At 58.4% G+C, this 13,934-nt stretch carries 12 protein-coding genes; 8 read left to right on the top strand and 4 right to left on the bottom strand.

The genetic code is table 11. The features are described from left to right. The first annotated feature begins 282 nt into the window (after positions 1–282). A complete protein-coding gene (locus ACR0A2_RS06345; protein WP_480834439.1) occupies positions 283–1,044 on the top strand; it encodes an NAD kinase in 762 nt (253 codons plus the stop codon). Positions 1,045–1,305: 261 nt separating this feature from the next. Here the strand turns inward: ACR0A2_RS06345 and ACR0A2_RS06340 are convergent, their stop codons facing one another. The 4 genes from ACR0A2_RS06340 to ACR0A2_RS06325 all read right to left on the bottom strand — a co-directional run bounded on the left by ACR0A2_RS06340 (position 1,306) and on the right by ACR0A2_RS06325 (position 7,356). Continuing rightward, the gene (locus ACR0A2_RS06340; protein ID WP_480834437.1) at positions 1,306–2,736 is read right to left on the bottom strand and encodes an amidase family protein; all 1,431 of its coding nucleotides are present in this window, start codon (positions 2,734–2,736) and stop codon (positions 1,306–1,308) included. Positions 2,737–2,826: 90 nt separating this feature from the next. Continuing rightward, on the bottom strand, positions 2,827–4,716 hold the full coding sequence (gene prpE, locus ACR0A2_RS06335) for a propionate-CoA ligase PrpE (protein ID WP_480834435.1): 1,890 nt from the start codon (positions 4,714–4,716) through the stop codon (positions 2,827–2,829). Positions 4,717–4,726: 10 nt separating this feature from the next. Continuing rightward, positions 4,727–4,918, bottom strand: coding sequence for a hypothetical protein (locus ACR0A2_RS06330; protein WP_171228373.1), 192 nt, complete (start codon positions 4,916–4,918; stop codon positions 4,727–4,729). Positions 4,919–5,082: 164 nt separating this feature from the next. Further along, complete coding sequence (locus tag ACR0A2_RS06325) at positions 5,083–7,356, bottom strand: NADP-dependent malic enzyme (RefSeq protein WP_171329025.1); 2,274 nt, start codon at positions 7,354–7,356, stop codon at positions 5,083–5,085. 185 nt (positions 7,357–7,541) lie between these two features. Here ACR0A2_RS06325 and ACR0A2_RS06320 point away from each other — a divergent pair, with 185 nt between their 5' ends. The 7 genes from ACR0A2_RS06320 to upp all read left to right on the top strand — a co-directional run bounded on the left by ACR0A2_RS06320 (position 7,542) and on the right by upp (position 13,929). Continuing rightward, a complete protein-coding gene (locus ACR0A2_RS06320; protein WP_480618800.1) occupies positions 7,542–8,246 on the top strand; it encodes a hypothetical protein in 705 nt (234 codons plus the stop codon). Further along, positions 8,209–9,312 carry a cupin domain-containing protein gene (locus ACR0A2_RS06315; protein ID WP_480834433.1) on the top strand — a complete coding sequence of 368 codons (1,104 nt, stop codon included), beginning with the start codon at positions 8,209–8,211 and terminating at the stop codon, positions 9,310–9,312. Before ACR0A2_RS06320 ends, ACR0A2_RS06315 begins: the two co-directional genes overlap by 38 nt. A gap of 68 nt (positions 9,313–9,380) precedes the next feature. After that, a complete protein-coding gene (locus tag ACR0A2_RS06310; RefSeq protein WP_480834432.1) occupies positions 9,381–9,797 on the top strand; it encodes a cytidine deaminase in 417 nt (138 codons plus the stop codon). Between the two features lie 4 nt (positions 9,798–9,801). After that, entirely contained in the window at positions 9,802–11,109 is a 1,308-nt protein-coding gene (locus ACR0A2_RS06305; RefSeq protein ID WP_480834481.1) for a thymidine phosphorylase, read from the top strand. Next, positions 11,106–12,317, top strand: coding sequence for a phosphopentomutase (locus ACR0A2_RS06300; protein WP_480834430.1), 1,212 nt, complete (start codon positions 11,106–11,108; stop codon positions 12,315–12,317). Before ACR0A2_RS06305 ends, ACR0A2_RS06300 begins: the two co-directional genes overlap by 4 nt. After that, positions 12,314–13,300 (top strand): adenosine deaminase, encoded by a 987-nt coding sequence (locus tag ACR0A2_RS06295; RefSeq protein WP_480618797.1) that lies wholly within the window; start codon positions 12,314–12,316, stop codon positions 13,298–13,300. The genes ACR0A2_RS06300 and ACR0A2_RS06295 overlap by 4 nt, the downstream gene beginning before the upstream one ends. Then, on the top strand, positions 13,297–13,929 hold the full coding sequence (gene upp, locus ACR0A2_RS06290; RefSeq protein WP_152457415.1) for a uracil phosphoribosyltransferase: 633 nt from the start codon (positions 13,297–13,299) through the stop codon (positions 13,927–13,929). Before ACR0A2_RS06295 ends, upp begins: the two co-directional genes overlap by 4 nt. Positions 13,930–13,934 lie beyond the last annotated feature (5 nt).

The raw sequence follows: 13,934 nt of genomic DNA, 5'->3' as shown, positions 1-13,934 counted from the left end.
CTCGATCTCGTCGCGCTGACGACCCAGTTCCGACGTGATCGAGCCAAAAAGCTCGGGATCACGATCAGAAAGGTACTGGGTGAAAAATCCGGTATCACGAAGATTGGCGTTCATGGGCGCTCCACATGGCTGGGTAAAAATCTTGCGGATTTCCTATCGGAAACGCCACATTCGCAAAAGGCTTAAAGCGACGATTTGGCCCGCTGCGGCGTCAAGACTGGCCTATCGGGGAAAGGTATGTTTGTTTCGGAACCAAATGTGCAGCACCGGAAACCGGAAAACATGAAAAAAAGAATCGCCTTTCTTGCCAGTGAGGTCAAAGTGGCGCAAACGGCCCGGGATATTCTGGTGTCCAAACACGGAAATGTGGCGCCCCGCGACGCAGATGTTGTGGTTGCTCTTGGGGGGGATGGCTTCATGTTGCATACCCTGCACAAAATGCAGCATCTTGATACACCGGTATACGGGATGAACCGTGGCACGATCGGGTTCCTGATGAACGCGTATCACGAAGACGACCTGATGGCCCGCCTGGAGGATGCCGAGGAAGAGGTCATCAATCCGCTGGCGATGCGGGCGATGGATCAGTCCGGAAAGCTGCACGAGGCGTTGGCGATCAACGAAGTGTCATTGTTGCGGGCAGGCCCGCAGGCCGCGCGGCTGAAGATCAGCGTTGATGGCCGCGAGCGAATGGATGAACTTGTATGCGATGGAGCGCTGCTGTCCACAGCGGCTGGGTCCACGGCGTATAACTACTCGGCACACGGGCCTATTCTGCCGATTGGTTCGGACGTTCTCGCGTTGACCCCAATCGCCGCATTCCGCCCCCGCCGGTGGCGTGGTGCCTTGCTGCCAAAAATCGCGAAGGTACGGTTCGATGTGCTGGATGCGGACAAGCGACCCGTTATCGTTGCCGCTGATTCCGTAGCTTTCCCAGACATTGACTGGGTCGAAATCCGGTCCGAGCCTACGATTTCACATCGCATTCTTTTCGACCCCGGGCACGGTTTGGAAGAACGACTGATTTCCGAGCAATTCACATAAAATTGTGCCTCTGCGAGGATTTTTTGAAACTGTGTGAAGCAGTTCACAGGGAATCTGTTGGCAATTGGCTAATGTGAAATTGCCCGGAGAACACGCCAAGGTGGGAGTGAGTGGCCACCTGAACGGCGTATTCGAATGATTGCGCAGATTTTGCGCTGGCGAGGGTGGGTGGTGCTACGCTCGTCATCAGAAATCCGGGCTTATTTTAGCAGTCGGGCCCCGGGTACAATGTCCCGGGGTCTATTTTTTGCAGCAGCCCTGCTACTCTGACTTCTCCCAAAGCGGCAGGCACATTTGGCCCACGCGTGCCTCGATTGCCGCGGCCGCATCCACCGCCAGATCTTCGCGCCAGCGCTGTGCCGCTATCTGAACATTGATCGGCTGGGGCCCCTTTGGCAATTCAGCCAGCCGGGCCGGGACACATGCCGCAGGCAGGCCCAGAAAGTTCATCGCATAGGAATAAACGGCGCACCCCAGAACCTCATGCACTCCATCGGCGCCTTCGGTGTCCCGGTCAGGTTTGAAGAACGGTTGTGGCAGGAAAGGCGACAGCACCAAAGGGTAATCCTGCAAAAACAGGGACCATTTCCGCGCATAGTGGCTTCGTTTGGCCAGCATCTGAACCATCTCGGTTTCGACAATAGGCGGGAATTCCTGGAAATAGACCACAAAGATATTCTGAATGGTTTTCGAACCGGCCGCTTCGATATCTGACTGCATGAGCGTGAGCACTTCGCCCATCAGCGTACGGTAACCGATCCGACCGCATTCAAATACATCGGGCGGGTCAATCTCTTGCACCACATAACCCGCGTCGGTCAATGCGTCCCGTGCCGTGTCGAGCGCTTTTTCCACCTCGGGGTGCAGGGCATAGCCGAATGTGTTCTTGGTGAATGCCACCTTGACGGGCGCGTCGGGATCAGGACCACGCCAGGGCATCGGCACGTGAAACGGGTCACGCGCGTCGGCGGTGATCAGGCTGGGCATGGACAGATGCAGGTCAGCGGCCGACCGGGTAATCAGGCCCTGAACTGACATCGACTGCGCCAGCAAACCGCGTTCGACCTTCTGGCTTGGGTTCCATGCCGGGACACGCCCCAGCCCGGGTTTCACCGTCACGGCTCCGTTGGCCGCCGCGGGAAAGCGCAGGCTGCCGCCGATATCGTTGCCGTGGGCCAGCGCGCCGATTCCGGCCATGACCGCGGCGCCAGCCCCACCGGAAGAGCCGCCGGGCGAGATATGCCGCCCCCAGGGGTTGTGCGTACGGCCATACAGCGGATTGTCCGTGTCGGCGCGGAAAGAGAACTCGGGCGTGTTGGTTCGCCCGACAACAACAGCCCCGGCCTCTAGCAGATTTCTCACAACCGGGGCGTCATCCGGTGCAATCACATCCTTCAATGCGACGACACCGTTCGTTGTGGCATGGCCTTTTTGGTCAATGTTCACCTTGATCGTGACCGGCACGCCATGCAGCGGACCCGTGGGTTTGCCGCCAGCCCGCGCATTGTCAAGCGCTTCGGCACGTTCCAACGCTTGCTCGCGCAGGTCTTCCACAACCGCATTCAAATCCGGGTTGACCTCATCCATTCGCTCGATCGAGGCCCGAACCGCCTCGGTCGCACTCAGGTCGCCGCGTCTTGTCAGGGTGGTCAGGTCTGTGGCGCTGAGACGCCAGATATCGGTCTGTGTCATGGGTCCTCACTGTCTTAACGTGACAGTAGAGGGGCTGCTTCCAGTTGCAAGAGAAGACAAAAAAATGGGCGGCTAATGCCGCCCCTCGGGTTACTTGGCGTAACCGATTGTCTGCAAGGCCTCTTTGATCTCGTCAAGAATGGCTGGATCATCGATCGTTGCAGGCATTTTGTAATCCTGACCGTCTGCAATCGACACCATCGTACCCCGCAGGATTTTACCCGAACGTGTCTTGGGCAACCTATCGACGACGACGGCCAGTTTGAAGGCCGCCACCGGGCCGATCTTTTCCCGCACCATCTTGACGACCTCCTGAACCACGTCGCCATGATCCCGATCAGCGCCGGCATTCAGGCACAGGAACCCAACGGGCATCTGACCCTTTAGCTGATCCGATACACCGATCACCGCGCATTCGGCCACATCCGGGTGAGCGGCAAGCACTTCTTCCATCCCCCCGGTCGACAGACGGTGGCCCGCGACGTTGATGACATCATCGGTGCGGGCCATGATGTAAAGATATCCGTCCTCGTCGATCATACCGGCATCGCCGGTTTCATAATACCCGGGGAAATGTTCAAGATAGGATTTCCTGAACCGCTCCTCGGCGTTCCACAAGGTCGGCAGGGTGCCCGGAGGCAAGGGCAGTTTGACCGCGATGGCCCCCAGTTCGCCGGCTTTCATCGGGTGGCCGCCTTCGTCGAGAATTTGCACGTCATAGCCGGGCATCGGTTTCGCGGGCGAACCCAGCTTGATCGGAAGCTCTTCGATGCCCAGCGGATTTCCGGCGATGGCCCATCCGGTTTCGGTCTGCCACCAATGGTCGATCACCGGAACCTTCAGCGCATCCTGCGCCCAGATGATGGTGTCGGGGTCAGCCCGTTCCCCCGCAAGATACAGTGCCCGCAGATGAGACAGATCATACTTGGCGATCAATTCGCCTTTGGGGTCTTCTCGTTTCACGGCACGGATCGCCGTAGGGGCGGTGAAGAAGCTTTTCACCTTATGTTCAGAGATTACGCGCCAGAAGGTTCCCGCATCAGGGGTGCCGACCGGTTTGCCTTCGAACACAATCGTCGTGTTGCCGTGGATCAGGGGTGCATAGCAGATATAGGAATGTCCAACGACCCAACCCACATCAGATGCCGCCCAGAATACATCACCGGGATCAACGTCATAGATGTTCTTCATGGTCCAGTTCAGTGCCACCAGATGCCCGGCAGTGGGGCGCACGACGCCCTTGGGCGCTCCCGTGGTGCCCGAAGTGTACAGGATGTACGCCGGATCGTTGCCGTCGACGGGAACACATTCCGCCGGTTCGACACCGTACTGGAACCCGTGCCAGTTGTAGTCGCGCCCTTCGATCAGTTGCGCAACTTCCTGTTCGCGCTGAAAGATGACGCAGAAATCCGGCTTGTGCTCGGCAAGTTCGATGGCGCCGTCCAGAAGCGGCTTGTAGTGCACGACCCGGCCAGGTTCCATACCACAGGACGCCGCAATGACGGCTTTGGGTTTGGCGTCGTCGATACGGACTGCCAGTTCGTTGCTGGCAAATCCGCCGAACACAACGGAATGCACAGCGCCCAGACGAGCGCAGGCCAGCATCGCCTCAAGCGCCTCGGGGATCATCGGCATGTAGATGATGACGCGGTCACCTTTCTCGATACCTTTCGCCCGCAGCGCGCCGGCAAGATTGGCCACGCGGTTGCGCAGCTCGACATATGAAATCTCGCGCTTGGTATGGGTGATCGGGCTGTCATAGATGATGGCGGTCTGCTCGCCACGCCCGTTTTCAACGTGGCGGTCCACGGCGTTCCAGCAGGTATTGACCCGTGCGTCGCTGAACCATTCGTACAAAGGCGCGTTGTCGTCGAACAGAGCTTTGCTGGGTTCTTTGACCCAATCGATCCCCTTGGCGGCGTTCATCCAGAACGCCTCGGGGTCTTTCTTCCAACTGTCATAAACGTCCTGATACGCCATCTCGTCCTCCTCACAACGACTTGGTCTTTGTGTTAGGACCCAGAAAACTATCGGGCAAGCGCGTCAAATGACGACGCGTCAGTTTATCGCAAAATATTTGCAGTAATTCGCGCAACAGCTTGCAAATTTTTGCAAACTTCTTTTCCAGCATTGGATTTTCTGCGCCAAATAGGCCATTTTGCAAACTTGCAAATTCAACCATGCAAAAGATCACGTCCGAGGCGACTCGGCGCAAAGCCAATTCGCCCTTCTTCCGCGTGCCCCACGGCTCCCACGGAGATGCAACGGCATATAGCAGTCAAAAGGTGAGAATTGTGTTAACCGCACCCCCGTAGGGGATGCGGTTTTGGGCGTCGGGCGGCCGGCTTACCCGTAATGCGCCACCGGGGTCCCCGCGATGGCAGCCATGTTCAGCAATCCGCGTGCGGTAATGGATGGGGTGACGATGTGCGCCTTGTTGCCCATCCCCATCAGAATGGGGCCAACTTCGATCCCGTCCGCTTTCATTTTCAGGATATTGCGCACGCCGCTGGCCGCATCCGCATGAGCAAAGATCAGCACATTTGCCGCGCCCTGTAGGCGAGATCCCGGAAAAATCCGCGCCCGAAGATCCGCATCAAGGGCCGCATCCAGGTTCATTTCACCTTCATAGACAAAGTCGCGCGGTTTCTGGTCCAGGATGTCCAATGCAGCGCGCAGGCGTTTTCCCGATCCTTCCGCCTGATTGCCGAATTGTGATTGCGAACAGAATGCGATCTTGGGTTCGATCCCAAATCGGCGAACATGCCGCGCGGCGCCAATGGTGGATTCCGCCAGTTCTTCGGGCGTCGGCAATTGCCGGACATGCGTGTCGGCTATGAATAGGGGGCCGTCTTCCAAAATCATCAGCGACAACGCGCCGTGCGGGCGCAGGTTGCCATCGTCAAGCACCTGTTCAACGTAATTCAGATGCCAGCGATATTCGCCGAACGTGCCGCAGATCAGACTGTCAGCCTCGCCCCGATGCACCATGATTGCGCCGATGGCGGTTGTATTTGTGCGCATGATCGCCTTGGCCAGATCCGGGGTCACACCTCGGCGCTGCATGATCTGATGATATGAGCTCCAGTAATCGTAGTAACGCGGATCGTTTTCCGGGTTCACGATCTGGCAGTCTGTGCCCGGGCGTATGGTCAGGCCCAGTTTTTCGCATCGGGATTCGATGACTTCGGGACGTCCGATCAGGATCGGCGTTTCCGTCGTTTCCTCAAGAATGGCTTGTGCAGCCCGCAGCACCCTTTCATCTTCGCCTTCGGCAAATACGATGCGACGGGATGCGACGGCCGCGGCCTCGAATACGGGGCGCATCAAAAGCGCCGACTTGAAAACAGACTGGTTGAGTTTTTCCTTATAGGCCTCAAGATCTTTAATGGGGCGCTTAGCGACGCCGCTTTCCATGGCTGCCTTGGCAACGGAAGATGAGACGACACCCACCAAACGCGGATCAAAAGGTTTCGGAATCAGGTAATCCGGCCCAAAGGTCAGTTGCTCGCCCTTGTAGGCGGCTGCGGCCTCGGCGCTTGTCGTCGCGCGGGCCATTTCCGCAATACCGTCGACGCAGGCGATCTGCATCGCGTCATTGATCTCTGTCGCGCCCACATCCAGAGCACCCCGGAAGATGAACGGAAAGCACAATACGTTGTTGACCTGATTGGGAAAATCGCTGCGCCCGGTGGCAATGATCGCGTCTGGTGCAACCTCACGCGCGGCCTGAGGCAGGATTTCTGGCGTTGGGTTGGCCAGTGCGAAGATGATCGGACGATCTGCCATTTTCTGAACCATTTCAGGCTTCAGGACATTCGGACCGCTCAGGCCCAGAAACAGATCCGCATCGCCGATGACATCATCCAGAGTCCGCAATTCCGTTTTCTGCGCAAACTGCGACTTGTGCGGGTTCATATCCTCGGCGCGCCCCTCGTAGACGAGCCCGTGAATGTCGCACAGCCAGATGTTTTCCTGTTTCACACCCAGTTTCACCAGCATGTTCAAACAGGCAATCCCCGCAGCCCCGCCACCGGTTGATACGACTTTGATGTCCGCAAAGGATTTCCCCGCCACATGCAAAGCGTTCTTGGCTGCGGCCCCGACGACAATGGCGGTTCCGTGCTGATCGTCGTGAAAAACGGGAATGTTCATACGCTCGCGGCACAGCTTTTCGACAATGAAACAATCCGGTGCCTTGATGTCTTCCAGGTTGATGGCCCCGAATGTCGGTTCCAGCGCGCAGACGATATCCGCCAGCTTTTCAGGATCAGGCTGGTCTACTTCGATATCAAAACAGTCAATGCCAGCGAATTTCTTGAACAGGACGGCTTTGCCCTCCATCACCGGTTTCGAGGCCAGCGCCCCTATGTTGCCCAGACCAAGAACCGCGGTGCCGTTGGATACCACGGCGACAAGGTTGCCGCGTGCCGTGTACTTTTCCGCGTTTGCGGCGTCGGCTTTGATTTCAAGGCTGGCCTCTGCCACGCCGGGCGAATAGGCGCGCGCCAGATCGCGACCGTTGGCCATCGGTTTCGTGGCCTTGATCTCAAGTTTTCCGGGTTTCGGATGGGCGTGATAGTCAAGCGCGGCCTGTCGCAGGCTGGGGGTGTCAGACATTGAAGTTTCAGTTCCCTCTTAGAATTTGATTTAACATTAAACTATTCGTCCAAGCTTGGCTACGTTGCGTAATTTTGCCGACGTGGCGCAGTTGCACACCCGAAATGGGTTGAATTTTGACATATTTTTTTTACATCTAAGCAACTTTGCGAAACGAACAAACACTCAGGCAAGACGAAGCAGTAATGACTTTCAAGGCAAATGATCAGGTCGATGGCCTGTTCTCCGGTTCTGTGGCGGATACCGAAGTTGTGCGGCTAACCCTTTGGTTTGCGGTGCTGTCGTGTGTTGTGCTTCTTGGTGCTGTTGGCATCTGGCCAGAACAGGTACTGGTTTTCAATCAGGAAGGCGGGTTGTTTGAAACAATTTCCGCGGCGTGTTTGTTTGCAGCGGGTGTGGCCGCTTTGTGGCGATATCCGGGTGTCACCCGGCTGTATATCGGGCTGACATTCCTTTTGTTGGCCGAGCGTGAGCTGGAAGCAGGCGTTTATCCTGAAGGCAGCTTGCCGTTTCTTATCCTTGACGGTCTGGATGCGGTGCTGGACGTCACTCTGGTCAGGGTTTTGCTGGCCTGCGTTGTCCTGGGAGGTGTCATCTGGCACGGGATCCCGACGGGATGGCGTGCGGTCAAGCGGCGCGCGTCCTTTATGATCGTGTTCATTGCGGCTGGCTGTCTTGCCGTCATCGCTCAGCTTCTTGAAGAATTAACCGGGCTGCACGGCCAAGCTTTGTCGTCAGTTATGGAGACGCGGCTTTTCGTGATGGAAGAAACGCTCGAGATGTTCTTTTCGATTGGCATTTTGGCCTCTGTTCTGATCGGATGGTCCAAATCGAGTTCTGACGAGACATCTCATGACAAAGACATCCGAGCCTTCCCGGACCCAAGCTGAATTTCGTTTGCCTACCCAGGAAATTCGAAACGACATCCCCTTTTATACCAAGGTGTTGGGGATGCAGATGGACATGATCTATCCCGCGGACGATCCGCGCGTCGCAGTGTTTTCAGGGCACGGTCTGCGGCTGCGGATTGAAAAAGACGCGCCCGAAGGTCCGGGAACATTGCGCATCCTGACAGATGACCCGGAAAGCTTTGCAGATGGCCAACGCGTTCTTGTCGCGCCGAATGGGACCCGGATCGAAATCGAAGAGCGTAACCCGCCGCTGGTGATGCCTGAAACGGTTCATTCCTTCGTGGTGCGCAGGCTCAAGGATCAGGCGCCATGGATCATCGGTCGGGCGGGGATGCACTATCGCGATCTGGTGCCGGATCGTCTGGGCGGATCGATCATCGCCAGCCATATCCGCATCCCGGACGGGGGTCCGGTGCCCGATATGGTGCATTTTCACAAAGTTGGGTTCCAGCTGATATTCTGCATTCATGGCTGGGTGGATGTCGTTTACGAGGATCAGGGAGAAAAAATGCGCCTGACCGCAGGGGATTGCTTTATCCAGCCGCCGGAAATTCGTCATCGCGTGCTCGAGGCGTCAGACAATGTTCAGGTCATCGAGATAGGTGTGCCAGCGGAACATGTCACGGAAATCGACCATGACATGCAGCTTCCCACGCCGCATTTTCGCCCGGACCGTGAATGGCAGGGACAACGCTTTGTCTTCAACCAGGCCAAGGGCGCTGAATGGGTGCCATTCCGTCTTCCGGGTTACATCTGCCGCGATACGACGATTGCCGAGAACACCAAAGGGGTCGCTGGCGTCCAGGTCGTCCGCAAGGGGCAGGGCGATACCGAATGGGCCAGTCACGATACGGACATTCACTTTACCTTCGTGATGAACGGGGCGGTCACGCTGGAAGGCGAGGGGCGCGAGCCCTACCGGCTGGAGCAAGGAGACGCTTTTGTCATCCCGCCCGGGATGCGCACGCGCTTGTCCTCGCCCTCGGACAACATCGAGTTGCTGGAAGTCATCTTGCCCGGTACGTTCACGACAACGCTGGGCTGACGGAAAAACATTGGCTGGGGGCTTCAATTCCTCGGCCTTTTTACGTAACGATCCAAATTTCTGACCAGATGATCAAAAAACGGGGAATCGCCATGTCGCTCAAAGACGCTGCCTTGTCAGTCCGCGAAAACGCCTATGCGCCTTATTCGAATTTCAAGGTTGGCGTAGCGCTTCGGGCTTCGACGGGTCAGATCTTTTCCGGGTGCAACGTTGAAAACGTGGCCTATCCCGAAGGCACTTGTGCCGAGGCCGGCGCAATCGCCGCGATGGTCGCCGCAGGAGAGCAGGAACTGACCGAGGTCTATGTGGTCGCCTCCAGCCCTCAGCCCGTGCCGCCTTGCGGTGGGTGTCGCCAGAAACTGGCCGAGTTTGGCAAGCCCTATGTGAAGGTTACCCTTGCAACCGTGGACGGCGCTGAATTCGAGACAACCATCGGGGATTTGTTGCCGGGCGCATTCGACGCGTCACACATGGAGGATGTCTGAACGCATGGATGCCCGCTCGATCATAGCAAAACTGCGCAGGCAGGAGGTGCCCGGTCGCGAGGAGCTGATCTGGTTTGCGCAGGGGCTTGCGGATGGAAGCGTCAGCGACGCGCAGGCCGGGGCATTCGCCATGGCTGTCTGCATGGGCGGACTGGACCCTCGGGGGCGCGCGGATCTGACGATTGCGATGCGCGACAGCGGTGACGTTCTGACCTGGGACGTGGACGGGCCGGTGATCGACAAGCACTCGACCGGAGGGGTCGGGGACAGCGTCAGCCTGGTTCTTGCTCCGGCGTTGGCGGAATGTGGGGCGTATGTCCCAATGATCTCGGGCCGGGGTCTTGGGCATACCGGCGGAACGCTGGACAAGCTAGAGGCGATACCGGGGGTCAGCACTCAGATCGGGCAGGACCGTCTTGCGCAGATTTTACGCGATACCGGCGCGGCCATCGTCGGAGCGACGGGCCAGATCGCGCCGGCAGACAAGCGCCTTTATGCAGTGCGGGATGTGACCGCGACGGTCGAGAGCCTGGATCTGATCACAGCGTCGATCCTGTCCAAGAAACTGGCCGCCAGCCCGGATGCACTGGTTCTTGATGTCAAAACCGGCAGCGGTGCTTTCATGAAAACGATGGAAGATGCCCGCAAATTGGCCACCGCATTGACCCAGACCGCAAACGCAGCAGGATGCCGCACGTCGGCGGTGATCACGGATATGAACCAACCATTGGCCTCGGCGTTGGGCAATGCCTTGGAAATCGCGGAAGTGATGAAGGTGCTGACGGGGTCGAATGCGTCGCCTTTGGCAGACATTTCCGCCGAGCTGGGAGGCGTCCTGCTGACCGACGCAGGAATGTGCGGAACGATTGAGGAAGGGCGTGAGAAGATCTTTGAAATTATCCGTGACGGTCGTGCTGCCGAACGGTTCGGGCGCATGATGGCAGCGGTCGGTGGCCCGGTTCAGTTTGTCGATACCTGGGCCCGGTTCCTGCCTGAGGCGAATGTCATCCAAGAGGTTCCGGCCCCGCGGGACGGCTTCATCTCGGCCGTTGACGGAGAAGCTCTGGGTCTTGCCGTGGTTGCGCTGGGCGGTGGCCGTCAGGTCGAAAGTGATGAGATCGACCCCGCCGTCGGGATATCCAGTATTCTTCGGCTTGGGGATCGCGTGTCAAAAGGTGCGCCGATTGCAGTGATCCATGCTGCTCGGGAAGATGCCGCGCGCCGAGCCGCAGAAAACGTGCTGAGCGCGATTGAGATCAGCGACATGACCCCGGCGCTTCCGGATCTGATCCATGAAAGGATCAGCGTATGAGCCGTGCATTTCTCGTCGTCATGGATTCCGTCGGAATAGGCGGTGCGCCTGATGCCGATCGTTTTTTCAATGGCGACGTCCCGGATAGTGGGGCAAATACGCTGGCCAATATCGCGCAGGCCTGTGTCGAAGGGCGGGCCGAAGACGGGCGCTCGGGCCCCTTGAACCTGCCGAACCTCGACGCGCTGGGTTTGGGTGCGGCTGCGCGACTGGCGTCTGGGGACGCAACCCCCGGATTGGACGCCGAACCCAATGGGCTGTGGGGCTGCGCGCGCGAGCATTCGCCCGGCAAAGACACGCCCTCGGGCCACTGGGAACTGGCAGGTCTGCCGGTGCCGTGGGATTGGCACTATTTCCCGGATACGGTTCCGGCTTTTCCTGCTGACCTGAGCCGCGCAGCGGCCCAGGCCGCCGGAACCGAAGGCATCCTTGGCGATTGCCACGCCTCGGGCACGGCGATCATCGCTGAACTGGGTGCCGAGCATATGCGAACCGGCTGGCCGATCTGCTACACCTCAGTCGACAGTGTGTTTCAGATCGCAGCCCATGAAGAGAGTTTCGGGCTGGACCGTTTGCTGGACATGTGCCGTGCCCTTGCACCGCGCTTGCACGAAATGAAAGTGGGCCGTGTCATCGCGCGCCCCTTTGTCGGCTCGCCAGAGGCGGGATTCGAACGAACAACCAACCGCAAGGATTTCGCCATTCTGCCGCCGGCACCGGTTCTGACCAATTGGGTGCAGGATGCCGGGCGGACGGTGCACGCGGTGGGCAAGATCGGCGACATCTTTTCCATGCAGGGTATCGACACGCTGCGCAAAGGGTCGGACGCTGAACTCATGCGGCACCTTTCAGATCTGGTGGATGACGCCGAAGAGGGCAGCCTGACTTTTGCCAACTTTGTTGAATTCGACAGCCTTTACGGCCACCGTCGCGATATCAGCGGCTATGCCCGAGCATTGGAATGGTTCGATCACGAGATCGGCAAGATTCTGGCCAGGCTGCGCCCCGGCGACCTGTTGGTGTTGACCGCCGATCATGGCAATGATCCCAGCTGGACCGGGACAGATCACACACGTGAACAAGTGCCGGTTCTGATTTCCGGGTCGGGCACGGGGCAGATCGGCCAGGTAGACTTTGCCGATATTGCCGCCAGCATCGCCCATCACCTGAACATTCCGGCGCAAGGGCCGGGAAGGAACTTTCTATGAGCGTCGCCGATCTGCCGAAAATAGAACTGCACCTGCATCACGAAGGCGCCGCCCCCCCGGCATTCATACGTCAGCTTGCGCATGAAAAACGGGTGGATCTGAGCGGTATCTTCAAGCCGGACGGATCCTATGATTTCCGCGATTTCGCGCATTTCCTGAATGTGTATGAAGCTGCTTGCGAAGTCCTGAAGACGCCCGAAGACTTTCGGCGGCTGACATTGGCCATTCTCGAAGAAAGCGCCGAAAACGGTGTCGTCTATTCTGAGACTTTTCTGAGCCCCGATTTTTGTGGCGGCGGCGACCTGCACGCCTGGCGGGACTATCTGAACGCCATTCAGGACGCGGCGGACGAGGCCGAGCGCAAGTTTGACATCACCCTGCGCGGCGTCATTACCTGTGTGCGCCATTTCGGCCCCGATCAAGCCAAGCGCAGCGCCTATTGCGCGGCAGAGACTGCGGGCGACTGGATCACCGGTTTTGGCATGGGTGGCAATGAATCCGTTGGCGCTCAGGGCGATTTCAAATGGGCGTTCGACTGCGCGCGCGAGGCCGGCCTGCGGCTGACGACACATGCCGGTGAGTTCGGAGGCCCTCAAAGCGTGCGCGATGCCGTCCGTGATCTGGGGGTCGAGCGCATCGGGCACGGTGTTCGCGCCATCGAGGATCCGGACCTTGTTCGCGAACTGGTCGACCGGGACATCACTCTTGAGGTCTGTCCGGGATCGAATGTGGTTCTGGGGCTTTTCCCGGATTTTGCGACACATCCAATCGCGGCTTTGCGTAATGCGGGCGTGAAGGTCACCGTCTCAACGGATGACCCGCCATTTTTTCACACGACCATGCGGCGGGAATATGAAATGCTGAACGCAGCTTTTGGCTGGAAGGCCGAAGATTTTGCGGCCCTGAACGAAACCGCCCTGGAAGCGGCCTTTTGCGATGACGCTACCCGCGCGCGGATCAAGAAAAGACTGGAGATAACATGAGCGAACATCTGACCATCGTCGATCACCCTCTGGTGCAACACAAACTGACGCTCATGCGGGACAAGGGCACATCGACCGCCGTGTTCCGGCAGTTGCTGCGCGAAATAACGCTGCTGCTGGCCTATGAGGTCACGCGCGAAATTCCGTTGACCACGCGCCATATCGAAACACCGATGGAAGAAATGGATGCACCCATTCTGGCGGGCAAGAAAATGGCGCTGGTGTCGATCCTGCGTGCTGGAAACGGGATGCTGGATGGGGTGCTGGAGCTTGTTCCTTCTGCGCGCGTCGGTTTTGTCGGTCTGTATCGCGACGAAGAAACGCTGAAGCCCGTGCAGTATTACTTCAAGGCACCCGAGAGCCTGAAAGACCGTTTGGTTATCGCGGTGGATCCGATGCTGGCCACCGGCAACAGCTCGGCCGCGGCGATTGACCTGCTGAAAGAGGCGGGGGCGACAGATATCCGCTTTCTGTGCCTGTTGGCCGCGCCGGAAGGTGTGGCGCGTATGAAAGAGGCGCACCCGGATGTGCACATCGTCACCGCTGCACTGGACCGCGAGCTGAACTCGAAAGGCTATATCATGCCGGGACTGGGCGATGCGGGCGACCGGATGTTTGGAACCAAGTAAACCGG

The sequence above is a fragment of the Ruegeria sp. H8 genome, assembly GCF_056532905.1.
Note: the sequence above shows the minus strand (reverse complement) of the source record. Positions and strands in the feature narration are given on the sequence as shown.

Excerpts from the sequence above, each read along its gene's own strand:
- ACR0A2_RS06345 (WP_480834439.1), top strand. The coding sequence starts at position 283 with ATGAAAAAAAGAATCGCCTTTCTTGCCAGTGAGGTCAAAGTGGCGCAA.
- ACR0A2_RS06340 (WP_480834437.1), bottom strand. The coding sequence starts at position 2,736 with ATGACACAGACCGATATCTGGCGTCTCAGCGCCACAGACCTGACCACC.
- prpE (WP_480834435.1), bottom strand. The coding sequence starts at position 4,716 with ATGGCGTATCAGGACGTTTATGACAGTTGGAAGAAAGACCCCGAGGCG.
- ACR0A2_RS06330 (WP_171228373.1), bottom strand. The coding sequence starts at position 4,918 with ATGGTTGAATTTGCAAGTTTGCAAAATGGCCTATTTGGCGCAGAAAAT.
- ACR0A2_RS06325 (WP_171329025.1), bottom strand. The coding sequence starts at position 7,356 with ATGTCTGACACCCCCAGCCTGCGACAGGCCGCGCTTGACTATCACGCC.
- ACR0A2_RS06320 (WP_480618800.1), top strand. The coding sequence starts at position 7,542 with ATGACTTTCAAGGCAAATGATCAGGTCGATGGCCTGTTCTCCGGTTCT.
- ACR0A2_RS06315 (WP_480834433.1), top strand. The coding sequence starts at position 8,209 with ATGACAAAGACATCCGAGCCTTCCCGGACCCAAGCTGAATTTCGTTTG.
- ACR0A2_RS06310 (WP_480834432.1), top strand. The coding sequence starts at position 9,381 with ATGATCAAAAAACGGGGAATCGCCATGTCGCTCAAAGACGCTGCCTTG.
- ACR0A2_RS06305 (WP_480834481.1), top strand. The coding sequence starts at position 9,802 with ATGGATGCCCGCTCGATCATAGCAAAACTGCGCAGGCAGGAGGTGCCC.
- ACR0A2_RS06300 (WP_480834430.1), top strand. The coding sequence starts at position 11,106 with ATGAGCCGTGCATTTCTCGTCGTCATGGATTCCGTCGGAATAGGCGGT.
- ACR0A2_RS06295 (WP_480618797.1), top strand. The coding sequence starts at position 12,314 with ATGAGCGTCGCCGATCTGCCGAAAATAGAACTGCACCTGCATCACGAA.
- upp (WP_152457415.1), top strand. The coding sequence starts at position 13,297 with ATGAGCGAACATCTGACCATCGTCGATCACCCTCTGGTGCAACACAAA.